General features: G+C 57.2%; 22 protein-coding genes and 1 pseudogene. 21 read left to right on the top strand and 2 right to left on the bottom strand.

Annotated features, from left to right (window positions below; genetic code table 11):
* Window positions 1–143: 143 nt before the first annotated feature.
* From MCM46_03390 to MCM46_03310, 17 genes and pseudogenes are all read left to right on the top strand, one after another.
* On the top strand, window positions 144–1,016 hold the full coding sequence (locus MCM46_03390) for a hypothetical protein (protein MCG3110849.1): 873 nt from the start codon (window positions 144–146) through the stop codon (window positions 1,014–1,016).
* Window positions 1,017–1,417: 401 nt separating this feature from the next.
* On the top strand, window positions 1,418–2,440 hold the full coding sequence (locus MCM46_03385) for a pectin acetylesterase-family hydrolase (protein MCG3110848.1): 1,023 nt from the start codon (window positions 1,418–1,420) through the stop codon (window positions 2,438–2,440).
* A 115-nt stretch (window positions 2,441–2,555) separates the two neighbouring features.
* Window positions 2,556–4,643, top strand: coding sequence for a bifunctional rhamnulose-1-phosphate aldolase/short-chain dehydrogenase (gene rhaD, locus MCM46_03380; protein ID MCG3110847.1), 2,088 nt, complete (start codon window positions 2,556–2,558; stop codon window positions 4,641–4,643).
* Between the two features lie 85 nt (window positions 4,644–4,728).
* Complete coding sequence (locus MCM46_03375; protein ID MCG3110846.1) at window positions 4,729–5,058, top strand: nucleotidyltransferase domain-containing protein; 330 nt, start codon at window positions 4,729–4,731, stop codon at window positions 5,056–5,058.
* Window positions 5,048–5,428: a HEPN domain-containing protein gene (locus MCM46_03370; protein ID MCG3110845.1), complete on the top strand. Its 381-nt coding sequence runs from the start codon at window positions 5,048–5,050 to the stop codon at window positions 5,426–5,428. The genes MCM46_03375 and MCM46_03370 overlap by 11 nt, the downstream gene beginning before the upstream one ends.
* Window positions 5,415–6,056: a carboxypeptidase regulatory-like domain-containing protein gene (locus MCM46_03365; GenBank protein ID MCG3110844.1), complete on the top strand. Its 642-nt coding sequence runs from the start codon at window positions 5,415–5,417 to the stop codon at window positions 6,054–6,056. The genes MCM46_03370 and MCM46_03365 overlap by 14 nt, the downstream gene beginning before the upstream one ends.
* An 82-nt stretch (window positions 6,057–6,138) precedes the next feature.
* Entirely contained in the window at window positions 6,139–7,536 is a 1,398-nt protein-coding gene (locus MCM46_03360) for an Nramp family divalent metal transporter (GenBank protein MCG3110843.1), read from the top strand.
* Between the two features lie 89 nt (window positions 7,537–7,625).
* A complete protein-coding gene (locus tag MCM46_03355; protein MCG3110842.1) occupies window positions 7,626–8,609 on the top strand; it encodes a hypothetical protein in 984 nt (327 codons plus the stop codon).
* Window positions 8,610–8,663: 54 nt separating this feature from the next.
* Complete coding sequence (locus MCM46_03350; GenBank protein MCG3110841.1) at window positions 8,664–9,572, top strand: NAD-dependent epimerase/dehydratase family protein; 909 nt, start codon at window positions 8,664–8,666, stop codon at window positions 9,570–9,572.
* Window positions 9,573–9,605: 33 nt separating this feature from the next.
* Window positions 9,606–10,640: an MBL fold metallo-hydrolase gene (locus tag MCM46_03345; protein MCG3110840.1), complete on the top strand. Its 1,035-nt coding sequence runs from the start codon at window positions 9,606–9,608 to the stop codon at window positions 10,638–10,640.
* Window positions 10,641–10,719: 79 nt separating this feature from the next.
* Window positions 10,720–11,040, top strand: a complete 321-nt coding sequence (locus MCM46_03340; GenBank protein MCG3110839.1) for an antibiotic biosynthesis monooxygenase — start codon at window positions 10,720–10,722, stop codon at window positions 11,038–11,040.
* A gap of 343 nt (window positions 11,041–11,383) precedes the next feature.
* Window positions 11,384–12,634 (top strand): TIGR02710 family CRISPR-associated CARF protein, encoded by a 1,251-nt coding sequence (locus MCM46_03335; protein ID MCG3110838.1) that lies wholly within the window; start codon window positions 11,384–11,386, stop codon window positions 12,632–12,634.
* A gap of 359 nt (window positions 12,635–12,993) precedes the next feature.
* Window positions 12,994–13,116, top strand: a pseudogene (locus MCM46_03330) (prepilin-type N-terminal cleavage/methylation domain-containing protein).
* A 612-nt stretch (window positions 13,117–13,728) separates the two neighbouring features.
* Window positions 13,729–16,491, top strand: coding sequence for a cbb3-type cytochrome c oxidase subunit I (locus MCM46_03325; GenBank protein MCG3110837.1), 2,763 nt, complete (start codon window positions 13,729–13,731; stop codon window positions 16,489–16,491).
* A gap of 21 nt (window positions 16,492–16,512) precedes the next feature.
* The gene (locus MCM46_03320; GenBank protein MCG3110836.1) at window positions 16,513–16,689 is read left to right on the top strand and encodes a cbb3-type cytochrome oxidase assembly protein; all 177 of its coding nucleotides are present in this window, start codon (window positions 16,513–16,515) and stop codon (window positions 16,687–16,689) included.
* Window positions 16,667–16,876, top strand: coding sequence for a hypothetical protein (locus MCM46_03315; GenBank protein MCG3110835.1), 210 nt, complete (start codon window positions 16,667–16,669; stop codon window positions 16,874–16,876). Before MCM46_03320 ends, MCM46_03315 begins: the two co-directional genes overlap by 23 nt.
* A 23-nt stretch (window positions 16,877–16,899) precedes the next feature.
* Entirely contained in the window at window positions 16,900–17,112 is a 213-nt protein-coding gene (locus tag MCM46_03310) for an SPW repeat protein (protein MCG3110834.1), read from the top strand.
* Between the two features lie 12 nt (window positions 17,113–17,124).
* Here the strand turns inward: MCM46_03310 and MCM46_03305 are convergent, their stop codons facing one another.
* Complete coding sequence (locus MCM46_03305; protein ID MCG3110833.1) at window positions 17,125–18,015, bottom strand: DUF362 domain-containing protein; 891 nt, start codon at window positions 18,013–18,015, stop codon at window positions 17,125–17,127.
* 27 nt (window positions 18,016–18,042) lie between these two features.
* Window positions 18,043–19,326, bottom strand: a complete 1,284-nt coding sequence (locus MCM46_03300) for a hypothetical protein (GenBank protein ID MCG3110832.1) — start codon at window positions 19,324–19,326, stop codon at window positions 18,043–18,045.
* A 449-nt stretch (window positions 19,327–19,775) separates the two neighbouring features.
* Here MCM46_03300 and MCM46_03295 point away from each other — a divergent pair, with 449 nt between their 5' ends.
* The 4 genes from MCM46_03295 (at window position 19,776) to MCM46_03280 (ending at window position 24,269) form a co-directional block, all read left to right on the top strand.
* Window positions 19,776–20,438, top strand: coding sequence for a tetratricopeptide repeat protein (locus MCM46_03295; GenBank protein ID MCG3110831.1), 663 nt, complete (start codon window positions 19,776–19,778; stop codon window positions 20,436–20,438).
* 10 nt (window positions 20,439–20,448) lie between these two features.
* Window positions 20,449–21,093: a fructose-6-phosphate aldolase gene (gene fsa, locus MCM46_03290; protein MCG3110830.1), complete on the top strand. Its 645-nt coding sequence runs from the start codon at window positions 20,449–20,451 to the stop codon at window positions 21,091–21,093.
* Between the two features lie 123 nt (window positions 21,094–21,216).
* Window positions 21,217–22,560: a glycerate kinase gene (locus MCM46_03285; GenBank protein ID MCG3110829.1), complete on the top strand. Its 1,344-nt coding sequence runs from the start codon at window positions 21,217–21,219 to the stop codon at window positions 22,558–22,560.
* A 158-nt stretch (window positions 22,561–22,718) separates the two neighbouring features.
* On the top strand, window positions 22,719–24,269 hold the full coding sequence (locus MCM46_03280) for an AAA family ATPase (GenBank protein ID MCG3110828.1): 1,551 nt from the start codon (window positions 22,719–22,721) through the stop codon (window positions 24,267–24,269).
* Window positions 24,270–24,340 lie beyond the last annotated feature (71 nt).

Raw genomic sequence — 24,340 nt, 5'->3', positions numbered from 1 at the left:
GCTTCATTCCCCTGAAGATCGCTAACCTTAAATTGCAATGGAGAGTTCAGTGGCTAATAAGCTTTAAGTTACTGTTTTTATTTACAAATTTTTAGTCTAATGGTTAGATAAGAACGAACCTTTGTGACCAAGATAAGGGCGATATGAAAATCATTTTTCTTTTCTCGATCGTTTTTCTCCTCGCCTTTCCGGATTTCACATCGGGGGCGGGAAATCAGGTCAACAAGACCTTGACCGTCAATACCGGGATGGGGGTCAACAACAACGGCAATAAGAATCTCTCCACCAGCGACGCCCCCGGCGTTGCTTGTTCGGGGGGAAATGCCGGGAGCTGCGGGAATTTTGGGGGCGCGACGGGTCCCTATGCCGACACCAGTGATCCGTTTAATCCGAACGACGACTGTTCTCCCGGCGCCTTCGGAGATTTTTGCTCCTCCCAATTTGATCCCGGCCTTCCCGGCGGATTTAATGTGGCCGATAACCGCTTTGGGAGGGGCGCCCCCTGCGGCCCGAATGACGTCAACGGCCCTCCCTTCCCCTATCCTTGTCAAACCAAGGGATCGATCTATCAAATCATTCCTTTGGGAATCGATGATCCGAATAATCCCGGCATTATTGCCAGCCCGCCGAGTTTAGGAGGGGTGGGACAACCGTTTTATCAACACCGATCGGACTCATTCGGAACCCTCAAGGTTCATCAGATTGAATACGGATTCGACCTCGACATTAATGGTGAGCAGAATTTCAACATTTTCTTTACGATTAATTCCACGACGGACGCCAACGGACAAATGGTTGGAAATGCCGTCGGCTCCTATCGGATGACGATGAGTGAGGATTTCGGAGGAGGGTCGACCTGCACGGTCACCACGGCCGATGCTTCTTCCGAGGGGCGGTTTGAGTCGGGGATGACCGGCGTGATCACCTGCGTCGATCGAAACGGAAATCCCTGCCAAGGCTCCCAATTCAATCCGCCGTTATTTAGTTTTTCAGGAGGCGAACGGTGTGCTCCCTGAATGAGGGAAAACCGATGTCCTGAAGTGAGTCATTCGTCGGGGCATGCCGATCCCATTTGATCGGGATACCGATCCTCATCAAGCCCGCACCATTCCAACCGTGATCACAATTCAGAATCGAAGACCGATCTTTCCCGCGATTCGATCGTCATAAAGCAATAGGGAATGAGTTGCTCTGCATTACGGCCTCGCTCCGAAGCCGCCTTGCATCGAGAGATCGGATTATTCTAGACTTTAGATACTTCCAGATTCCTCGCGGCGGCTGCATTGGCCGATATCAAAGATCACCCTTCACCATGTCGCGCGAGCATTGTTTTATGAGCATTTCGAGATGGGTCTTTCTGATTGTGCTCTGTATTTTCTCCGGCTGTGGCTCCGGGGGCGATTCTTCCGGAGACGCCGTGCCCCCAGCGCTTTCCATTGTGCAAGATATTCAAGCGACCGGCATCGAAAAATTTTTAGGCCAAACGGAATCGAGAAGAGAACAGCAAGCCGAGTGGGAAGTCCTTTTTTTCAATCCGGCGGAGGGACGGGCCATTTGCCTTTTCGGATCTGAATACCAGATCAGCATCCGCCGCGGCGCATCCAGCAATGTCTTATTCTATCTCCAGGGCGGGGGAGCCTGTTGGAGCAGATTCACCTGCCTGGACTTTCCGACGGCCCGCGCCACGGCCGAGCGCTCCTCCGCAGGCGGGATCTTGGATGCGTCACGCCCCGACAATCCGTTTAAAGATTGGAACATCGTGTTTGTTTCCTATTGCGATGGGTCGGTCTTCAGCGGTGACAATGTGGTCCAGTACGGAGATGTGACCGCTTATCATCATGGGCTTGCGAACCTCGGCGCGGCCGCGACCGCCATGCAACGAGCGTTTCCCAGCCCGGAGAAGGTGCTGGTGGCCGGATCCAGCGCCGGGGGGTATGGGACCCTCTTCGCAATGATGATGGCCAAGCTGGTTTTTCCCGCTCAGAGCAACTGGGTCTTGAGCGACTCCGGCCCCGGAATCCAGAATGTAAACGACTCCATCGAAAGGTTGCAGCGTGAGCGGAACTGGTCCTTTCCCCAGTTTTTCCCGGCCGGCTGCACCCGCTGCCCGGAGCAACCGGCCTATCTTTATGAGTGGGCCCTCAGCCGCGATCCGAACCTGCGTGTCGGAATGTTCTCTTCTCTTCGGGATCTTGTCCTTCAAGCCTTTCTCTTTTTAGATGGGCCTGGGTTCGAAGCGTTGCTTCGGCAAGTCACCGACGACATGGTTAGCCGTGTCGGAGATCGGCTGCATCGTTTTTTCATTTCTGGGGAAATGCATACCATCCTGCTCGACCCCGCTTTCTTCGATTTGCGGCTGAACGGCATTTCGATGGCCGAATGGACCGCTGCGATGGTCAACAACAACGACGCCGCTTGGCCTGATCTCGTCGCGCAGTAGGCGGCTCGGTTCATTCATTCCTCTTTCTCCCGGCAATCGTCCCCCAATCAAAATCTTGACACCCTTCGGTCCGTCCGCTACGATAGGCCCCATTCTATCTTCTTGAGGAGGGCTCATGGAAAGTCTCTGGTCGGATCGGGATGCGAAGGGGTTGACGGGGGTCGATTTGGTCGTGTATACCTCCCGGATCATCGGGGCGAATCCCAACCTGGTGTTGTGGGGCGGGGGGAATTCGTCGATCAAGGTGAATGGTAAGGATCATACCGGCGCCCCGGTCCGGATTCTCTGGATCAAAGGGAGCGGGTCGGACATGCGGACGATCGCCGCGAAGAACTTTACCCCGCTCCGCCTCGACGATCTCCTTCCGTTGATGAAACGGGAGGCGATGACCGATGAGGAGATGGTCGCCTACCAGATGAAGTCGGTCTTAGAGCCGGGCGCGCCGAAGCCGTCGATCGAAACCCTTCTCCATGCATTCCTCCCTTCTCCACACATTTATCATACCCACGCCGACGCGATCTGTGCCCTCACCGATACCCCGGACAGTCCGAAAGTGGTTGAAGAGGTCTATGGAAAGGAGGTGGCGGTCGTCGATTACATCCGGCCGGGGTTTCTCCTCTCGAAGTGGGTCGGGGAGGCCTATCAGAAAAATCCCAATCTCAAGGCGATCATCCTCGACAAACATGGCCTGATCACCTGGGGCGAGACGGCGAAGGAAGCGTATGACCTCACAATCTCCATGGTCACCCAAGCCGAGCGGTATGCAGCGAAGAAAGGACGGGGAAAGCTTACCTTGGGTGGAATGAAAGTGCCGGCGCTCTCCCATGCCGAGCGGCATGCCGTGGCGGCCGAGGTGGCGCCCACCCTGCGCGGCGAGGTGAGCCGAATGGCTCAGGTAAAGGGGCGGCCACCAGAGAAACGAATGGTGCTGCAGTATGAAGATGCGCCGGCGGTATTGAAGTTTGCCGGTTCGGAAGAGGCAAGACGGCTGACCCAGATCGGCCCCTTCACGCCGGATCACCTGATGCACACCAAGCCGTGGCCGCTCTTCGTCGATACGAAGAAGCCGGGCGATCCGGAGAAACTCCGGGAGAAGATCCGGAAGGGATGCGAGGCTTATCGGGAAAAGTACATTTCCTACTTTGAAAAGTATAAGACACCCGGGGTGACCATGCTCGATCCGAACCCGCGCGTCGTTCTGATCCCCGGCATCGGGATGTTCACCACCGGCAAAGATCGGCGGGCGACGCGGATTCCGCGCGATCTCTATCTTCACACGATGTCGGTGATCGAGGCCGCCGCCGGGATCGAGGCGTACCGGTCGATCACCACCCGCGAGATCTGCGACTTCGAATACTGGCCGATGGAGAACTTCAAGCTGACGCTCCTGCCGCCGGAGAAAGAATTCTCCCGGAGAATCGTGCTCGTCACCGGCGCTGCCGGCGGGATCGGGCGCGCCATTGCGGCGGCGTTCGTCGAGGCGGGGGCGATGGTGGTTCTCTCCGACATCGATTTGAAGAAGACCCAAATGCTCGTCGATGAGATCAACAAGAAGGCCGGCGAGGTGAATGCGACGGCGGTGGCGATGGACGTGACCGATCCGAAGAGCGTCCGCCGCGGATTCGAGCAGGCGGTGCTGGCCTATGGTGGGCTTGATATCTTCATCTCCAACGCGGGGGTGGCGAAGACCGCCTCGGTCGACACGCTGTCGCTCGCCGATTGGGAAATGTCGCTCGCGGTGAATGCCACCGGCCATTTCCTGACCTCTCAATCTGCGCTCCGGATCATGAAGGAGCAGGGGGTCGGCGGATCGGTCGTCGTGGTGGCGACCAAAAACGTCCTGGCCCCCGGAAAAGACTTCGGCGCCTACTCCGCGTCGAAGGCAGCGCAGACCCAGCTGTCCCGGATCATGGCGATCGAGAACGCCGGGGCCGGCATCCGGGTCAACATGGTCAATCCCGACGGGGTCTTCGAAAATTCCGGCCTCTGGTCGCCGGCGATCCGCGAAGAGCGGGCGCGCGCCCACGGCATTCCGGTGGAGCAGGTGGAAGACTTCTACGCCAAGCGAAACCTGCTCCAGACGAAGATCACCGCGCGCGATGTCGCCGAGTCGGTGCTGTTCCTCGCCTCCGACCGTGCCGCCAAAACGACCGGCGCGATCATTCCGGTCGATGGGGGGGTGCGGGAGGCGTTCCCAAGATAGTCCAGGTTTAAGAGGGCTAAGCGACGCAGAAGAAAAGCCTTCTCGTCAGCATGAACAAGAAAATGATTTAAGGTACAATAAAGCCATGGCCGGACAAAAAGCAGCGATCACTTTAAGTGATATTCGACAAGTCGTCCAGCAAATCGCCACTCATTTTCATCCGGAGAGAGTGATTCTCTTCGGTTCCCATGCTTATGGAAAACCGACCTCGGATAGTGATGTCGATCTTTTAGTCGTAATGAGGACGGACGAAAATCCTCTCCACACCGCGGCTCGCATCGCCGCGTCGATCGATCATCCTTTTCCTCTCGATATCGCCGTTTTCACCCCCTCTGAGTTAGAAGCTTCCCTGAAGAGAAAAGGAGTTTTCGCAACAGAGGTGATCACCCGAGGGGTCGTCCTTTATGAAGCCTGAAACATTGGAGTGGGTTGAGAAGGCGGAGGGCGATCTGAAGGTGGCGCGGCGGGAGATGGGAGCGGTCGATCCTGTCTGGAACGTGATCTGTTTTCTCGCGCAACAGTGCGGAGAAAAGTATTTGAAGGCTTTCCTAGAAGAATCCAATATTGCCTTTCCAAAAACGCATGATCTCGTCGTCCTGTTGAATATCTCCGGAGAGCCGCTTCAGGATTTAAAGGCCCACAAGGAACAGCTGGCCCGCCTGAGCGTTTTCGGCATCGCCTCTCGTTATCCGGGTCGCCAGGCTGACCGCGAGGCCGCCGAAGATTCCATGAAGACAGCGGAGATGATCCGGACAATCTTGAGGTCCAGATTTGGACTGCCGTAAGACCGGAAGTGTTCTCATCATCCTCCTTTTTATCCTTTTATTCCATACTTCAACTTATGCTGAGTCTTCGGGCAGCCTTCGTGGAAATTTGATCATCGACACCTTGCCCGCAGAAGGGGCCGTCGTCTACCTCCGTGATCTCAATCAGCCTCCCGCCCCCGTTTCTCCGATGCCGATCACCATCCGCCAGGAAATGTTCAAATTCAAACCGAAGTTCAGCATCGTCACGGTCGGCTCGACGGTCACCTTCCAGAACGACGACTTTGAGATGCACAATATCAAGTCCGACTCTCCCGGAAACCGGTTTGATCTTGGGTTGCAGATTCCGGGGAGATCGAGGAAGGTCGTGCTCAAAAAACCGGGCGGAGTAGACCTCCGTTGCAGAATCCATTCAGATATGAAGGGGATGGTTTTCGTCTCCCCCTCTCCTTTTTTTATGTTGATCGAATCGGATGGGAAGTTCGCATTCTCCGGCGTGCCGGCGGGCGATTATGAAATCGAAGTCTGGCACCCGGAGCGGAGCGCTCCCGATCAAAAACCGAAGGGTCTCGCCGTCCGAATCGGCGCCTGGGTCACGACGATCGATCTCGACTGGGAAGGGAATGTCCTGACCCGAAAAAATCCCTGACCGGATCTCCCCCCTTTTTCTTTCCTTCCTCCACGTTTTCAGTTTGTGTTAAAATGGGCGGCTTTTTGACTCTCGGAGGCCCATGTCGTACGGTCGAAAACCGATTCCCCCCTTTCCCGGCTGGGCCGCGGCGTTGGGTCCGGGGATCGTCTGGATGGCGCTGGCGCAGGGAAGCGGAGAGCTGATCTGGTGGCCCTACCTCATCGCCAAATATGGACTGACCTTTCTCGTCCTGCTGATTCCGGCCTGTCTGCTTCAGTATCCGATGACGGTCGAGATCGGGCGGTATACCCTCCTCACCGGAGAGAGCATTTTTCATGGTTTCATCCGGCTCCACCGCGGGTTCGGGATCCTCCTCTGGATCTTGATGAGCCTTTCCTTCCTCTGGTTCGGCGCCTTCGCCTCGGCGGGGGGAACGGCGATGGCGGCGCTGACCCACTTTCCTCCCGGCTGGAGCCCGCGCGGCCAAACCCTCTTCTGGGCCTATTCGACCATTGCGATCTTTCTGGTTGCGATTCTGTTGAGCCGGATGGTCTACACCCTGATCGAGTGGTCGATGAAGATCGTGGCGATCACCACCGTGGCGGGGCTCCTCTGGGCTTGTCTTCAGCCCGAGGTCCTTCAGACGACCCCCCGCTTTTTTGCCGGACTCTTCGGCATGACCGGCCCGCCGCCGCGGCCCTGGGATCGAAACGACGACACCAAGCTCTTGACGGCGATCACCTTTGCCGGGCTTGGCGGCTTCTGGATTCTCTTCTATTCCTATTGGCTGCGCGACAAAGGAAGCGCGATGGCGGAGCATATCGGCCGGATCACCGGATTGACCGGAAAACCGGAGCCGATCACCGCCGATGGATTTTTACCCGAAGCGTCGGCGCAATCGGCGGCCGCGTGGCGGCAATGGGAGCGGTATCTCTCCACGGATGTGTTGATCGGCATTCTCGGCAACCTCGCGACGACGATGATGACCTCTCTTTTGGCTTATGCCTTGCTCTTTCCGAAGGGACTGGTCCCTCAAGATTATGAACTCGCGGTGGTCCAGAGCCGGTTCTTTGAGGTGAGCTGGGGAGCATTTGGCCGGACACTTTTCTTAATAGTTGCCGCGGCGTTTCTCACCGACACCTGGCTCGTGACCGCCGACGCCGTCAGCCGGATGCAGGCTGATATCGTCACGATCCTCTTTCCCGCCAGCAAAAAATTTACCGGCCGCCAGTGGTATTACTTCTTCCTGGCGCTTTTAACGGTGATCACCTCGTTGACCATGCTCCTCGATCAGCCGGGACCGCTGATTCTTACCAGCGCCGCGATCGGATTTTCCGGAACGATCCTTTTTCCGGGAGCGCTCTATTTATTGAACTATCGGTTTCTCGCTCCCCAGCTTCCGGAGTGGGCCCGCCCTTCAAAAGAGTCGGCATGGCGCCTGATCTTTTCCTTCGTGATCTACCTTGGACTGGCGATGGCATATCTCTGGATCGGCTGAAAAAATCAATTGTCCCCCCCTCTTGAACTTTTTTTCGGCAGAGATTATTGTTGCGCGGATGGTCTTTTCATGGAGAGGATAAAGAGGTTATGATGAATGTACATCATGTTCGGAGAACGATTCGAGGGGGAGTCCTATCGATCCTCTCTCTTTGGTTGGTGGCGGTTTGTTTTTCGGCCAACGCGGAGGCGGCCGCGGTCCGGGGGACCGTCCGGGTCGGCTCGGATTTGGGGGAGGGGGCGGTGATTTATTTGAAGGACACCCGTCCAAAATCAGCCCCGGCGCCGCCGAAGGAGACGACAATTCGGCAGGAGAATTTGGAGTTCATCCCGTTTTTCACCGTCGTGCCGGTCGGCTCCACCATTCTCTTTGAGAATCACGACACAGAGATGCACAATGTCCACTCGACCACCCCGGGAAACCGTTTCGATATCGGGGCGCATAATAAGGGGGACATCAAAACAGTCATCTTCGAGAAGCCGGGGGCGGTGATGCTCCGGTGCAAGATCCACACGCAGATGCGAGGGATGGTCTTCGTCGCTCCCTCGCAATATTATGCGGTGGTCGGGAAGAACGGAAAATATGAGCTTCCGAACGTCCCGCCGGGCACATATCGGATCGAGGCGTGGCATCCCCGGCTGACTGCCGAGGAGATCAAGACGGGAGGCCGATCGATTACGGTCGGGGCGACGGCAGTTTCCGCCGATTTGAGTTTGACGACGAAGACGCCTAAAGAGGCGAATCTGACCGAAGTCCCCGATAAGGATTGGATGGAGGTGCTGAATGAAGTCGGCGTCTCGCTCGATCAGGCCATCCGGACCTGGAAAGGGGGGAAGAGGACCGGGGCGATGACCAAGGTGTTGACCACCCATTCTCGGCTCTATGGAGAGTCGGGGCTGAGGAACGCAATTTCTCAAAAGCTCGGAAAGGACCAGGCTGAGGCGCATGACGCGCGATTTAACACGCTCGTCAAACAGGTTCAAAAGGAGGGCCCGTCGGCGGAGGCGGCGTTTCGGTCGGAGAAGGAAAAGCTGCTTTCCGAATTGAAAAAAGACATTCAGAAGATGAAGTAGGCGAGTTCTGGTTGCTCCCGTAAGTGGGGCCAACGGTTGCAGAGGGAGGTTTTCATGAGAGTCTTTGTCACGGGTGGATCGGGGTATATCGGAAATGCGGTGGTGGCGGCGCTCTGCCGCGCCGGACATGCGGTGACGGCGCTGGTTCACACGCCGGAGAAGGCCCAACGGGTGGAACGGTTCGGGGCGAAAGCGGTAGAGGGGGACATTAAGAAGCCGGGCCCTTTGATCCCGTTGACCGCAGAGGTCGATGCCATCGTTCATACGGCGGCGGAGATGTCTCCGGATGGCGGGAAGATCGACCAGCAGTGGGTCTCGGCGGTGCTCGATCCCCTCTCGCAATCCAAGGGCCGGAGTCGCTTCATCTATACCAGCGGGGTCTGGGTCTTGGGGGATACCGGCGGCCGCTTTGTCGACGAGAACGCGTCGACCGAGAAGGCGGCGCCGATCGTCGCCTGGCGTCCTGCCGTGGAGCAGATGGTTTTGGAGGCCGCCGGCCGGGGAGTCACTCCCTGCATCATTCGTCCCGCTCTCGTTTACGGCGGCGCCGGCGGCATTCTGGCGATGCTGATGGCGTCGGCGGAAAAGGAAAAGGCGGTACGGATCGTCGGCGAGGGACGGAACCATTGGACGCTGGTGCACGTCGATGATCTGGCCGATCTGTATGTCCGCTGCGTCGAGCGGACCCCTGCGGGACAGGTCTTCAATGCCAGCGACAGCTCCCGGCTGACGCTCCGCGCGATTGCCGAGGCGCTCAGCACCGCGGCCGGTTGCTACGGCAAGGTCAACACGACCCCACTCGAAGAAGCCAGAAAACAGATGGGACCTTTTGCCGATACGCTGGCATTGGATCAGCAGGTCTCGGGGGCCCTGGCCCAACAGCTGCTCGGATGGGAGCCGCGGCACCGCTCGCTCGTCGGCGAGGCCGACGCGCTCTATCGGGCGTTTAAGGCCGGGGGATAGTCAGCAAGAAGCGGAGGCGACCGGTCGAAGCGTATGAAGCCTCTCTTTCATCCCCGCCTGATCCACGACCCCTTCGGTGATCCCGGGCTCTACGTATCGCTGCTCTTCGAGCGGCGGGGGCTTCTCTTCGACATGGGAGATCTCCGGCCCCTCTCCGCGCGTCAGCTCCTCAAGACGAGCCATGCCTTCATCACCCACGCTCACATGGACCATTTCATCGGGTTCGACCAGATGCTTCGGGTCTGTCTCGGCCGGGAGAAGGAGCTTCATCTCTTCGGCCCGCCCCGGATTACCGATCAAGTGGCCCATAAACTTTCCGCCTACACGTGGAACCTCGTCGAGAACTATCCGGCCGATTTCCATGTCGTCGTCACCGAGGTCGGCGAGCGGGAATTGAAGACCACCCGCTTCCGCACCCGCAGTGCCTTCCGGCGAGAGGAGAGCACGGTCGTTCCTTTCTCGGATGGCCTGTTGCTGGATGAGCTGGGATTCCGTATCCGATGCGCGCGCCTCGACCACAAGATCCCTTCCCTCGGCTACACCCTTGAAGAGAAAGCCCACATCAACATCTTAAAAAACCGATTGGAGGAGCGGGCGTTTCCGATCGGACCGTGGCTCAAGGAATTAAAGGACGCGGTCCTGCGCCAGGAGCCGGAGGAGGCTCCCTTCCGGATTTGGTGGAAAGTGGAGGGAAGAATCGAAGCACGCATCGTCCCGCTCGGAGATCTCAAACGGGAGATCATTCGAATCGTCCCTGGACAGAAGATCACTTACGTGACCGATGTGGTTTACCATCCGGAGAACGCCCGAAAGATCATCGACCTGGCCTGCGGATCGGATGTCCTTTTTATCGAATCATCCTTCCTCAAAGAAGATGCCGCGCGCGCCGCGGAGAAATATCACCTCACCACCGAGCAGGCCGGCCGTCTCGCCCGTGAAGCAGGGGTGAAGGAGGTGATTCCATTTCACTTCTCGGCGAAGTATAACGGCGAAGGAGCGCAACTTTTTAAGGAGGTAGAGGCGGCGTTCAGGGGAGCGCGTTCGTTCGGAAGCACCGGTCTCGAATGAAGATTGACACGCGTTGCGTGTAAGTTTTAGAATCGGCCCGATTCTTTTGTGTGACAGCGACAACCAAAAGGAGGCGAACATGCCGGAGTTGACGGTGGTGGTAAGAGCGAAAGCGAAACCGGGAAAAGAAGCGGAGTTGGAAAAGGCGTGGCGGGCAATCATCGGCCCGACCCACAACGAGCCGGGCTGTCTGAAATATATCCTTCATCGCGCAGTCGATGATCCGGGGGTGATGATCTCGATCGAACGATGGGGATCGAAGGAAACGATCGATCAACATTTCGCAGCGCCGCATGTTCAAGCGCTCTTAAGCCGCGTCCCCGAGTTGGTCGCCGGCGCCCCGGAGGTCAGCGTCTACGAAGCGATCCCCGAGGGGCGATCCGACAAAGGGAGGTTTTAATCAGACTGCCGTTTCCAACCCGCTTCGACAAAGAGGGGAACATACTCTGTTGGAATGAAGAGGCGATCCTCGAAATGAGGAGAGGAGCCGGCCGTAGCGGTCCATCACCTCTTCCAAAGCGGGCGGGGATGAAGTGTATCGCCGTCGTGGGCCTACTGCCGGACGCTTCCGGTGGTTCCGCTTCGAAAGCCGAGTCCGGCGTAACCGACCGTTAATCCCGTTTTGAGCTGTTCAATCGCATTGGCCATCGGTCCCTCCATATGAGTCAATCGAGCATCGGTTTTAGAGCAGCAGTCAATAATCGAAGTGAGATTCTCATGTCAATGTCCGATCGGAGAGTGCCATGTCGCAATCATCGGTAAAGGCGCTGCTGGTTTCAGTGGGGGGAGATCTCGCCTCGACGATCTTCGTTATCAACCGGCTGCGCCCCGAGGCCCTCTGCTTCTTCGTCGCAGAAGCGGAGCAAGGGGAGATCGACCGGGAAATCATCCCGCAGATTGAACAGCCTCCCCGACAATGGGACCAGATCGTGACCCCCGATCCGGAAGATCTTTTGCAATGTTGCCGCGTGTTGCTCCGGGAAATTCCGGGACTCCTCTCCCGTTGGGGGGTGGAGCCTTCCCAGTTGACGATCGACATCACCGGCGGGACCAAGACGATGGCCGCGGCCTTGGCCCTTTGCGCGGTGGATGCCGCCTCCTCCTTTCACGCGGTTGTTTCCAAAGCGCAGGCGAAGGGGGAAACCGAGACGGCCGTTCGTGGGGAAGCGCGGGTCCTCTACCAGGGAAACCCGTGGGACGAATTGGCTGCAAACGGGCGTCGCGACGCGGCGGCGGTATTCAATCAGGCCCGCTATCGCGAGGCGGCCGATCTTTTTCGGAAGATCGAGAAGCGGGTGAGCGGCGGATCCAAGCCGCTCTATAAAAGCTTGGCCGATTTTTCGGAGGGATATGCCTTCTGGGACGCCTTCGATTATCGGGAGGGGTGGAACCGGCTTCAGTCGGCGAAGAAGGGGCTCGAGATGTCGGCCCTCTTCGGCGGGCCGCCCGGCCTGAAAGATGTCGTCGCGAAATTAAAGGAGAACCTCTCCTTCCTAGAAAAACTGGTGATGGGAACCAAGGAGATCAAGCCGGAGCTCTTTCTCGATCTTCTCGCCAATGCCCAGCGCCGCGCCCACACCGAGAAGAAATATGAGGAGGCCACCGTCCGCCTTCTGCGCGCTCTGGAGGTTTTGGCGCAGGCGCGGTTAGCGGAGAGAGGATTTCAATTCGACCGGATTGATCCTGATCCGCTTCCTGCTTCCTTAAAGACCGATTTCATTCAAAAGTATACGAGCCCGCTCGATGGGCGGATCAAGCTGGACCTGCTCGGGGATTACCGGCTATTGAAGGAGATCGGTGATCCGCTCGGAATCGCCTTCGATCAACAGTGGAGTACATTCAAAATCCCGCTGGAGGCAAGAGAGCGCTCGATCTTAGGGCACGGCTTCACGCCGATGCCGCCCGATCGTTATCAGCAACTCTGGGAGCTGGCCCTGAAGATTTCGGGGACGCCCCCGGAAAAGATGTTGCACTTTCCAAAGATGGAATTTTAAATGCGAAGGACGGAAGGAGGCCGATTCGGGGCGATCCTTTGGGTAAAGAATACCGGCCTCCGAAAGCGGCGAAGTCATCGGTGTCTCATCATCAGCCTGATCCCCATTGTATGGATATCCTGTCTTTTCTGCACTCTAATCATCCCCTAATGGAATGACAAAAAGTGTCATCCGGACCGGCCGGCGTGGACATTCTACGGAACGGGGGAACCTTTATGTAAATTACCAGGATCTAAACCCTTTAAATTTAAGGAGAAATAATTTCTCGGCGAATGGCACATAACCTGCTACTGAAGAGATCGGAGGATGGAAAGAAGAATCGTTTTCTTCAGTAACAGGAGGCAATCATGGTCGGGCGAATCAAAGGCCAAAGAGGGTTCACATTGATCGAGTTAATGATCGTGGTCGCCATTATCGGCATCTTGGCGGCGATTGCCATCCCTAATTTTCTAAATTATCAAGCCAAAGCACAGCAGGCTGAGGTCCGGACCGGTTTGGCCGCCATCTTTACGGGGATGATGGTCCACTACGGCGCGGTCGATACCGGTTATTCAAGCGCATCGATTGCCGGCATCGATTTCACGGCATCAGGATCCCCACGGTATTCGTATACCCTCTCTAACCTTGCGGCAACGACATTCTTAGCATCCGGCCAGGGAATTTCCGGCCGCGTAATCGGAGATGTCTGGACAATCGATCAAAACAAAACGATCACAGATGTCGACCCAACCTCATTTTCATCTTAGGAAACCTGAAATCATTTTCGAATAAATTTTCCGAACCCCCGACCGGAGGCCATTTTCAGAGAGCCCGTCCTCCGTTTAGGAGGACCGATCGGAGAGATCCTGCCTGATCAACGCCAACCCTTTTTGAAACGCTCCCCGGACTGAATCGAAGTGTGATTTTTCTGCAACTCACTTTTCTTTTTAATGTCGGCCTCCTTACGTCCCCCTGAAGAAAGCCGCGGGCGATGCCAAAAAGACCGTCCGCATCGGCGGGTGAGGAGGCCCGGCGAAGCGGTCTTGTTTTTGCTCATTAAGGAATAAGTAACCATTCCATTCCCCCTTTGGGGCGGGGAGGTCGATTCGCAGGAGATGCCGGAGGAAAGGGAAGTCTATCAAGAAGAGACATTGGTCAATCACGATCTGGTGAAGCGCTGGGCCTATGCGACACTGGTGTGGCTGACCTTGTACCCGATCGTCGGCGTGATCCTCTCGATTAAGTTCCACCATCCGAACTTCCTCAACGAAATTTCCTGGTTTTCTTTCGGACGGCTCCGTCCGGTCCATGTCAACGGCGTCATCTTCGGCGCCTTCTCGACCGGCTTCATTGCGCTGCTCTACTACTTCGTTCCCCGAATCTGCGGCGTCCGGCTCTACAAGGAACAGTGGGGATATCTTGCCTTCTGGCTCTGGAATGCCGCGATCCTGTCGGGAAGCATCGCCTTGATGGCGGGATTCAACAAAGGGATCGAGGCGGGGGAATATCCCGTCTGGGTGGGCGTCTTGATCATGATCGTTTTGGTGATGACGACCCTCCAGGTCTACGGGACGGTCTTTCGGCGGCGGGAACGCAGGGTCTATGTCGCCCTCTGGTATGCGATGGCCGCTCTGATCTGGACGGCGATGAATTATCCCCTCGGAAATTTCATTCTCCCGTTCTGGATCAATGGCGTCAACAGCGCCGCGCTCCACGGCCTCTATATCCACTATGTCGTCGGGCTCTGGATCACCCCGTCCGGTTTGGCGCTGATCTACTTTTTCCTCCCCAGCAGCGTGAGAAACCCCCTCTACTCCCACAAGCTCTCCCTGATCGGTTTTTGGAGCATCGCCTTTCTCTATCCCTTTCTCGGGATCCACCACTACCTCTACAGCCCGATCGCGGAGTGGACGCAGACGGTCGCCATCGCCTATGGGATTCTTCTCATCATCCCGGTCTGGACGGTGACGACGAACTTCTTCGGGACGATGCTCGGGAAATGGCATCTCCTGGCGGGAAAGCGATCGTACGACTATGCGGCGAAGTTCCTGATCCTGGGAGCGGTGAATTACTTCGTCGGCTGTTTTCAAGGCTCGGTCGAAGCGCTCCGGCGGATGCAGCAGTTGACCCACTTCAACGACTTTACCATCTCCCACTCTCATATGACCGTCTTCGGGACATTCGTGATTTGGGTGATGGGAGGGCTTTATTACATCTGGCCCCGAATCACCGGGCGCGAGCTCTGGAGCTGGCGGTTGGCGAGTTGGCATTTCTGGCTGGTCCTCTTCGGGGGAGGGATGATGGGGGTGATTTTGGCCGCGATGGGCTTCATGCAGGGGGCGATGCTCGAACATGGGGTCCATTTCACCGACAGTGTCGTGGCGATGAAGCCGTGGTGGGAGGCGCGGACCTTCTCCGGTATGGCGATGGACGTCGGGATGGCGCTCTTTTTCTACAATCTCTGGCGGAGCGCGCGCGACGGGGCGCCGATCGAGACGACCCCGGTTTCTCCCCGTCCGACGGCGGAGGCGCGGGCGCCGATGCATGCATCGGGACCGCTCGAGCGGCCCTCCGCCATCATCCTGATCGCCGGGGTGGCGTTTTTCCTCCTGGCGATCGCCGTTCAATGGCTGATGCCGATTGCGTTGGAGTCGAATTATGAGTTGCCCGTGCGGACGGTGAAGGGGATACAAATCTTGCCGACCGATTATACGGAGCAAGAAAAGCTCGGCCGGAAGGTCTATATCCGGGAAGGGTGCTGGTATTGCCATTCGCAGTATATCCGCCCCGTGACCGGAGAGGACAACCGTTGGGGTCCGGTTTCTCAGGCGGGCGAGTATACCTATGACATTCCCCATCTCTTTGGGACCCGTCGAATCGGACCTGATTTATTCCGCGTCGGGCGAAAGTATGGAGATGACTGGCACATCGCCCATCATTGGGAGCCCCGCGCGGTCGTTCCCGATTCGATCATGCCCTCCTTTCGGTGGCTGTTCAACCCAGCTGATGCGAACGGCGCTCCGCAGATGACGGATGAGGGAAAGGCGCTCATCGCCTATCTCCAAAAGCTTGGCACTCAAATCGGCGACTGGCGGGAGGAATTTCTTCCGATCAGTGTCAACGCCGGCACCGCGCTTGATCCGAAGCGGGAGGTCTTCGAAATCGGAAAGCGGGTCTATGCGCGCCGCTGCACCGGCTGCCACGGGGAGAAAGGGGACGGCAACGGCCCGTCGGCCCGGTTTTTGGATCCAAAGCCGCGCGATTTCACCCGCGGGATCTTCAAGTTCCGCTCCACCGGCGGGGGGGAGAATACCCTGCCGCTCGATGCCGATCTCTACCGGACCGTCACGCACGGCTTGTGGGGAACCGCGATGCCGGCTTGGCATGAGATTTCGGAGCTGGAGCGCGCGTCGGTCGTTCAATACATCAAGATCTTCTCCGACCGATGGAAGAACGAGGCCGTCCCTCCTCCAATTACGATTCCGCCTGAGCCGCCGGCCGATTCCGCGTCGGTTGATCGGGGAAGAGCGGTCTATGCCGAGGCGGGTTGTCTCGGCTGCCACGGGCTTCAGGGAAAAGGGGACGGCCCGTTGGCGCCGATCCTGCGCGACGTCTGGGGAAATCCGGTCCGTCCGGCGAACTTCACCCTCCCGGCGGGGGTGCCGGGAGGAGTCAAACTGGGGCACGACGCCAGGCATCTTTTCACTGTGGTGATGACCGGGGTCGGCGGAACGCCGATGGAGGCTTTCTCAAAGCGGCTGACGCCGGAGCAGGTCTGGGATGTCGTTTATTTTGTCCGGTCCCTTTATCTTCAGGCGCAAGAGGAATTTTTGGAGAAGCGACGCGTGGGAGCATCGGCGCAGACGGCGCGGCGCTGACCCGCTCTGTCGGGGTGTCGGATGGAAATCACCTGGATCAATTATCTGGTCGGGATGCTGGTCTCGCTGGCCGCCTGGTTTGTTTTTCTTTGGGCCATCCGCGACGGGCAGTTCCGCGAAACGGAAGAGACCGCCCGGCGAATGCTCGAGAATGAGGTATCCGAAGAGGGAGCCGATGGAACCGAAAAAAGAGCATGAAGAAGATCGTCACCGGCTGATGGAGAAGGTCGGCCTGGAAAAGGATTCGCATCTCCACCAAGATTACGAGTACGCCTCGGGGATCGTGGAGCGGGCCGGTATTGTTCCGTTTTGGTTGAAGGTCGTTTATGTCTCTCTCGTTGTCTGGGCGATTTACTATATCATCCGATACTGGTCCGGCGAGTAGAGGCGATAGAAGAGGATATCGATGTGAAGGTGCTCATTTATGTCAATCTGATCGTCGGGGCCTGGTTGATCGTCTCGCCGTTTCTCTTCAGCTATAGGTACGATACGGCCGAATTTTGGAACAGCGAGGTGATCGGCGTCATGCTGATCATCATCACCGGCGTGATCGGATTTTCGGTGCCTCGGCAGAATCGGGAGGCGCCTCTCTCGCAGGTGGAGCGGCGAAAGCGCGCGTAGCGCAGCGCTTCTTCAAGCCGATTTGAGCGCTTTGCGCACGCCGTAGGCCCGTTCATTAAAGACCCGCATCGCCTCATCGAGGCGGACCCCCTTGATTTCGATCCGGGAGAGATCTCCTTCCCCCAGCCCGAGCTTCGTTGCCTGCCGGAGGTATTCGACCCCCATCGTCGAGAATCCGAGGAGCGAGGCGCAAACCGTATCGACGGAAACCGGGTCGCGTCCGGCGACGACCAATCCGGTCTCGACGGCGATCCCGCCGGTCGGGCCGGTGGCGATCATCGCCGGGTGTCCCGTGACAATCCCCAGGTGAGGGGGAAAGCGCTTCAGCATCCCGACGATAAATCCGTTTTTGTCCTCGACCATCCCGCTCCGGCCGTACTGATCGGCCATTCTCGGATGGCCGTAGTAGTCGGCGGCGGGCCAGCTCATGGCGATGTTCTTGACGGCGCCGACGATCACCGACTGAGAGTGGACCTTCAACTGGCTGAGGGAAACGACCGTTTCGTAGCGGAGCACCCCCTCGTGGACGACGACCTCCCGCATCGGTCCGTAATCGAGGGGAACGGTCGCGAAGGGGGGCTTGTTGTGATCGACGTATCGGACCTGCTCCCGTTCGACCACTTGCTTCATTCCGGTGACCCGGAAGACTTCATCCGTCTCCGCGGCCCCGGCGCCGCCGGAGACGATCAGCTCCCTCGGCTGAAAAGGCTTCACGAACTGGATGACCGCTTCAAGGGTATCCGGCTGTGTCACCCCGGAGGTGTCGTCCTTGCTCGCCCAGGTGTCGTTGGGATGGATCGCGACGATCTTGTTCTTGAAAAGCTCCTCCACCGGTAGGAAGCCCAGCGCCTCTTCAACGGCCTGCCGGATCTTCGAATGCTGCGTCAGTGCGACGGTCGCCATCGGTCTTCCTCCATAATGATCATCCCCTCAGGCGGCTCCCTTGGCGAGGTTGGTGTTTTTTGCCGGCTGATACCGAAGAAGGGCTCCCATCCCTCCCGATTGTTCGAGAAGCGGGTGGCGGGGCACATAGGCGATCTGAGCGCTCTGCGAGATTGCCTGCTCGATCGTTTCCTCCACCAGATCGGCTACAGGATCGGTCGGGCTTCCGCATTCGGGACAAGCCGAATCGCCCATATTCAGATGCCCGCAAGAGGGACAACGCGCACCGGCCAAGTCGACCCCTTCCTGAACGACCAGGGTCTGGACCGCCCCTTGTCCCAACGCGTGCAGGGTCGGCCCCACACCGAAGACCCCCAGCCCATACGGCTGGTTCGCCTCGGCGATCTGTTTGACCAGTTGATCCTTCTGGCTCCATTCGACCTCTTGAATCAGTCTCAGCGTTTCTTCATAAACTTCGGGAAGGGAGAGCTTCGGGTCGGATTTGATCCGGCCGATGATCCGCTCCTTTAAATCGTGATGGAGCGTCTCCTCGAACCCGGATCGGTTTTCCTCTTGGCCACCGACGATGAGCCAATCGAAGTGATGATCCCGAAAATAAGTGGAAGTGATGTCGGCGATCCGTTTGAAGTGGTGCCGGACGTGGCTTCCAACGTGGCGCTCGATTTTCCTTTCGGCCAGTCCGTAGACGCCGCTTTCTGAATTTCCACCTCCGACGGGACTGTCCGATCTTCTCCCCCGCCGCTCAATCCGCCGTTCCGCGAGACCGTACTCTTCCATCGACTTGTATTCCTTGCTGGAAGGATCGTGCACCTTCCCGGGGATCTCGTCGTAAATTTCAGAGTGCTCGGTGATTTCTCCCAGGTAAACTTCAAAAATGCGGGCCCGCTCCTGGCTGACAAGGACGACTGCATATTTCGGATATTGATCGAGGAGGGCGGTGAGGGGAAGGGTATAAGGGTGCGGAAGGACAACCAGCTTCGATCGGAGAGGAACCGGAAAAGCGAGCGGAAGCCAGAGACCTTTTTGGGAGCAGGAGTAAATCAGCACCCCCCGGTGATGATTCCGCTCGAACCGATCGCCGAGGTATCCTTCCATTTTTTCCAAATCTTCTTCGATCGATTGCCGCACTTCCGGGGCGAGCGTCTTCGATTCCAAGTCGGTCCGCGTCTGCTTCAAAAGGTTTTTCAGGACGACCATGAATTCCTTCCGTTTTGGAAAACGGCGGCCGTCGATGTTCAGGCTGAGGGTGCTGACCCATGTATTTCCGTTTTCATAAGCGAGCAGCTCTTTTACGTCTTTCCATGAGATCATGATCACTCCTTTCGAAATCAAGCGGCCTTTCGGGGGGTTTGAGCAAAAAATCCGGTCATTCGTTGGTCGACGTCCCGGCTTTGGCAACGGGGACAGATGAGATCGCCCCTGTCGTGTTCGGCGAGCGACATCTGTACGCTGAAGACCTCCTGACATTTTCGACATTGATATTCATAGATCATGATCGATGCCTCCTTCTGAGCAGGACATTAACAAATGGGTTCGACTTATTTTGGCAACTTTTAACGATTTGTGTCAATGCCTCTTCCCGACCGTTTCCTACGGTTCTGCCTGAGGTTAGACGCTTTTCCAACGGGAGCGAAGCGGGGTGAACCCTTTCTACGGCGGAGATTTCTTCCCGACCGAGAGAGGGAGCGCGCGCGGCTTCAATCTTGTTGACAGGGGAGGGGTGATCGGTTAATATGGGGCGTCTTTTAAGGGGGTTTTTTATGTTTTATTTCACAAAGTGGATGGTTTTCTTCCTCTTATTATTTGCCTCCCTTTCTTTCGTCGGCTGCCAAAAACAAGATGGGATGGCCGAGAATGTCGGAGCCGGTGCCCCCGCCCCTCCCCCGGTTCCCTCCGCCCCCGCCCCTGTCGGAGAGGCCGCGTCCTCCTCAGCCTCCGCGGAGTCGCCTCATGGATCGGGCGCTCCGGTCCCCTTCATGCAGAAGCTGGCCGAATACAAGGCGCGCCTTGAGAAAGATCCAAAAGATATCGAAGCGCTCGTCTTCATGGGGAACGCGAATTATGACATCCAGCGCTTTGAAAAAGCGAAAGAATTCTATCAGAAAGCGCTTGAGGTTGATCCCAACAACACCCACGTTCGGACCGATCTTGCGTCCTCTTACCGGAGTCTCGGCGAAACCGATCAGGCATTGGAAGAGTTGAACAAGGTATTAAAGTCCGATCCGAAACATGAAGTCGCGCTATATAATTCCGGAATCATCCTTCTGAACGATAAAAATGACGCCGAGAAAGCGACGGCGGCCTGGGAAAAGCTGGTTCAGCTCAAGCCGAACGATCCCCTTTCGCAAGAGCTGAAGAAGAAGATCAGCGAGTTAAAACAAACCGGCAGTCAGCCGACCCCCTCCGCGGCTCAACCGAAATAAGGAGCGTTGTATGAAATTCTTTTTGGATTCCGCCAACATTTCCGAGATTAAAGAGTCTGTTGCGCTGGGATTGATTGACGGCATCACCACAAATCCTTCCCTGGTTGCAAAAGAGAAGAAGGATTTCAGGAAGCTGATCGAAGAGATCTGCCAAATCGTCGACGGCCCGATTTCCGCGGAAGTGGTCGCGACGGACGAAGAGGGGATGATCGAAGAAGGGCGCTCCCTTGCAAAGATCCACAAGAACGTCGTGGTGAAAGTGCCGATGACGGCGAATGGTTTGAAGGCGACCCGTCGCTTTTCAAAAGAAGAGATCCGCGTCAATGTCACCCTCATTTTCTCTCCGGCCCAGGCGCTTTTGGCTGCAAAGGCCGGCGCCACGTACGTCAGCCCCTTCATCGGCCGGCTCGACGACGTCGGCCAGGTCGGCATGGACCTGATCGATCAGATCGTCACGATTTTTTCGAATTACAATTTTAAGACCGAGGTCCTGGTCGCCAGCATTCGAAATCCGATCCATGTGATCGAGGCGGCCCAGATCGGAGCCCATGTCGCCACCATGCCTTTCGCCGTTATACAGCAGCTTCTCAAACACCCGCTCACCGACATCGGCCTGGCCAAGTTCCTTGCCGATTGGGAAAAAACGAAGGGGTAGGATTAATATATTTGTAGGGGCGCCCCCCCGTGGCGGCCCTTTCCTTTATTGACTTTGAGAAACAGGGCAGGCACAGGGGCCTGCCCGTGTCGTCCGCAACCTTTCCTTTTTCCGTCCTGATTCATGAGCCCTCCTCCTTCGGGAAAGAAATACCTCAAACAGATCATCCTTCCGCTCCTCGATGCGCTCGATCCAGGAGCGCTTCTTCAAAAGAAAATTCGTGTTCGAAAAGGAACCATCGAATGGGACAGCCGCTCCTATCGTCTCAACCCCGATTGTTCCATCTATGTCATCGGGGCCGGGAAGGGATCGGCCCGCATGGCCGAAGCATTGGAACGGCTTTTGGGAGATGCAATCACCGATGGGATCGTCATCACGAAATACGGATACGGTCTTCCCTGTCGGCGGATTCGCATCATCGAGGCCGGCCATCCGATTCCCGATAGAGCAGGGGAGGCGGGGGCCAGGGAGATCCTCGCGCTGCTGAGTCGCGCAAACCGGGGCGATCTCGTCATCGGTCTCTGGTCGGGTGGAGGATCCGCTCTTCTCCCGTTGCCGATTTCCGGGATTTCTCTCGAATCCAAGCAGCAGGTGACCGATCTCCTCTTGCGCTCCGGTGCGGTGATCGGCGAGATCAATACCGTTCGGAAGCATCTCTCGCAAATCAAAGGAGGTCAACTTGCCCGAGCGGTCGGCAACGCCCGGATGGTCAATTTCATCCTCTCCGATGTGGTTGGAGACCGGCTCGATGTCATCGCCTCCGGTCCGACCGTGCGCGATCCGACGACTTTCAACGATGGAATCGAGATCTTGAAACGGTATCGTCTTTGGGAAAAGATCGATTCCTCCGTCCGGCTCGCCTTAGAGGAAGGAGTGCGGGGGGAGCGGCCCGAAACGCCGAAGCGGCTCGGCCGTTGGATTGAAAACATTCTGATCGGAAACGGCAAAGCGGCTGTGAACGAAGCGGCCCGGCAATTGAGGCGGATGGGATTTCATCCTCACATTCTCACAAGTGTCCTTGAAGGGGAGTCACGCGAAGTCGCCAAGGTCCTTGTTGCGCTGGCCAAGGAGATCCAATCTCGTCGAAAGGGAAAACCGGTTTGCTTCATTGCCGGGGGTGAAACAACGGTGACTGTCCGAGGCAATGGGAAGGGAGGCCGGTGTCAGGAGTTTGCGCTTTCCGCCGCTCTTTCGCTGGCCGGAACGCGAGGGATCACGGCGGCGGCGTTCTCGACGGACGGGACCGACGGGCCCACCGACGCGGCGGGGGCGGTCGCCACCGGGGAGACGGTGCAGCGGGCGACACGGAAGGGGATGGACCCTCGGATGGCGCTGGCTGAGAACGACGCGTATCCCTTCTTTGATGCGCTCGGGGATCTGATCCGAACCGGTCCGACGCGAACCCACCTGAACGATCTTTATCTTTTGTTCATCCCGAGCGCTTCCGCTGAGGAGAATTTAGATTGATTCAACTTTTCCCCTTTTGCCAATGAAGGATAGGGTGGGTATGGAGCACACCGACCGGGTATGCCTCAAGCTCAACCTTCGTGTCATAAGTTGATTGTTTTGAGGGGATTGTATTAGGATAATTGAATGTCGAAAATCTCATACAAAGGGAGAAGTCGATGACCCAGCAACCATCCGTCCGTTTGTCGACCGGCATTGTCGGCCTGGATGAAATTCTCCAGGGAGGGCTGATCCCCGCCAGGACCTATATGGTGCGCGGAAAGCCGGGAATGGGAAAAACCATCCTCGGCCTTCATTTCCTCACAGACGGCGCGACAAAAGGGGAAAAGGTGCTGCTGATTACCCTGGGGGAAGCGGAGGGGCAGATCCGTAAAAACGCATCGACCTTGGGGTTGGATCTATCCGGCGTTTCTTTTCTCGATCTGAGTCCCTCCCCTGAATTTTTCTCCGAAGTAAAAACGTACGACATCTTTTCCCCCGCCGATGTGGAAAGAGCGCCGACCACCCAAAAGATTATTGAAAAAATCGAACAAATCAAACCACAACGCGTTCTGATCGACGCGATCACACAGTTCCGGTATCTCTCCCCCGACTCCTTCCAGTTCCGAAAACAGGTCCTCTCCTTTCTTCAGTTTCTCACCTCTCGAAAGATCACCGTTCTCTTCACCTCCGAGGGAACCGCCTCGGTTCCGGATGATGATTTGGAGTTTATGTGTGATGGGGCGATCCACCTCGAAATGTCGGACCGGCAACGGAGTCTCTGCGTGACCAAATTCCGAGGCTCCGGCTTCCGAGGCGGCTGCCACACCCTCCGGCTGACCGATTCGGGGATCGTCGTTTCGCCCCGCCTCATTCCGGAAGCGCACCAGAGGGAGTTCATCGCCGAGTCGATCTCTTCGGGGGTCTCCCACCTGGACGATCTTCTGCACGGGGGTCTGGAGCGCGGCACCATTACCATGGTGACCGGTCCCAGCGGTGTCGGCAAAACGACCCTTGGCGTTCAGTTCATGAAGGAAGCGGCGGCCAGGGGCGAGCGCTCAGTCATCTACCTTTTTGAGGAGGCTGCGGAGACGCTCCTGCACCGGTCGGAGTCGATTGGTGTCCCGATTAAAAAAATGCTCGATCGGGGGACCCTCTCGGTGGTTCAGGTCGAGCCGCTTCAGTTTGCTCCGGATGAGTTTGCAAACCTGGTCCGGAAAGAGGTCGAGGAAAAAAATACACGGATCGTCATGATCGATGGGGTTTCCGGCTATCGGCTTTCCGTCCGGGGAGAAGATTTAATCAGCCATCTGCACGCCGTCTGCCGGTATTTAAAAAACATGGGGGTCACGATCATTCTGATGAATGAGACCGAGGAGATTACCGGCGACTTTCGCGCGACCGAAAAGGGAATCAGCTACCTGGCCGACAACGTGGTCTTTCTTCGCTACCTGGAATTAAACGGCGAGCTGCGAAAGGCCATCGGGGTCTTGAAGAAACGTCTGACCGATTTCGAGAAGACCCTTCGAGAGATGGAGATTACCAAGGAGGGGGTCAAGATTGGTGCGCCGATGATCGAGCTGCGGGGCATCCTGAGGGGTATTCCTGAATGGATTAATGCTCCCAAGAAAAGAGATGATAGAAGGGGGGCCCGCCGTCCCGCTTCTAATCCAACAAAAGAGGCCTCCCGATCCAATCCAAAAGATCCGAGGGGACACCGGGAAAGGTAGCCCGCCGCCGGTCCGAATGTTTTGAACACGCACGCGCGTCGCATTCCTCGCACCTGGCTGCGAAGGTTAGA

It is taken from the genome of Candidatus Manganitrophus morganii (assembly GCA_021651055.1).
GTDB lineage: Bacteria > Nitrospirota > Nitrospiria > SBBL01 > Manganitrophaceae > Manganitrophus > Manganitrophus morganii.
Note: the sequence above shows the minus strand (reverse complement) of the source record. Positions and strands in the feature narration are given on the sequence as shown.

Coding starts and splice junctions, on each gene's coding strand:
- MCM46_03390 (MCG3110849.1), top strand. CDS start 144: ATGAAAATCATTTTTCTTTTCTCGATCGTTTTTCTCCTCGCCTTTCCG.
- MCM46_03360 (MCG3110843.1), top strand. CDS start 6,139: ATGTCGTACGGTCGAAAACCGATTCCCCCCTTTCCCGGCTGGGCCGCG.
- MCM46_03335 (MCG3110838.1), top strand. CDS start 11,384: ATGTCGCAATCATCGGTAAAGGCGCTGCTGGTTTCAGTGGGGGGAGAT.
- fsa (MCG3110830.1), top strand. CDS start 20,449: ATGAAATTCTTTTTGGATTCCGCCAACATTTCCGAGATTAAAGAGTCT.
- MCM46_03315 (MCG3110835.1), top strand. CDS start 16,667: ATGGAACCGAAAAAAGAGCATGAAGAAGATCGTCACCGGCTGATGGAG.
- MCM46_03375 (MCG3110846.1), top strand. CDS start 4,729: ATGGCCGGACAAAAAGCAGCGATCACTTTAAGTGATATTCGACAAGTC.
- rhaD (MCG3110847.1), top strand. CDS start 2,556: ATGGAAAGTCTCTGGTCGGATCGGGATGCGAAGGGGTTGACGGGGGTC.
- MCM46_03370 (MCG3110845.1), top strand. CDS start 5,048: ATGAAGCCTGAAACATTGGAGTGGGTTGAGAAGGCGGAGGGCGATCTG.
- MCM46_03320 (MCG3110836.1), top strand. CDS start 16,513: ATGGAAATCACCTGGATCAATTATCTGGTCGGGATGCTGGTCTCGCTG.
- MCM46_03285 (MCG3110829.1), top strand. CDS start 21,217: ATGAGCCCTCCTCCTTCGGGAAAGAAATACCTCAAACAGATCATCCTT.
- MCM46_03340 (MCG3110839.1), top strand. CDS start 10,720: ATGCCGGAGTTGACGGTGGTGGTAAGAGCGAAAGCGAAACCGGGAAAA.
- MCM46_03280 (MCG3110828.1), top strand. CDS start 22,719: ATGACCCAGCAACCATCCGTCCGTTTGTCGACCGGCATTGTCGGCCTG.
- MCM46_03350 (MCG3110841.1), top strand. CDS start 8,664: ATGAGAGTCTTTGTCACGGGTGGATCGGGGTATATCGGAAATGCGGTG.
- MCM46_03345 (MCG3110840.1), top strand. CDS start 9,606: ATGAAGCCTCTCTTTCATCCCCGCCTGATCCACGACCCCTTCGGTGAT.
- MCM46_03295 (MCG3110831.1), top strand. CDS start 19,776: ATGTTTTATTTCACAAAGTGGATGGTTTTCTTCCTCTTATTATTTGCC.
- MCM46_03325 (MCG3110837.1), top strand. CDS start 13,729: ATGCCGGAGGAAAGGGAAGTCTATCAAGAAGAGACATTGGTCAATCAC.
- MCM46_03305 (MCG3110833.1), bottom strand. CDS start 18,015: ATGGCGACCGTCGCACTGACGCAGCATTCGAAGATCCGGCAGGCCGTT.
- MCM46_03300 (MCG3110832.1), bottom strand. CDS start 19,326: ATGATCTCATGGAAAGACGTAAAAGAGCTGCTCGCTTATGAAAACGGA.
- MCM46_03355 (MCG3110842.1), top strand. CDS start 7,626: ATGATGAATGTACATCATGTTCGGAGAACGATTCGAGGGGGAGTCCTA.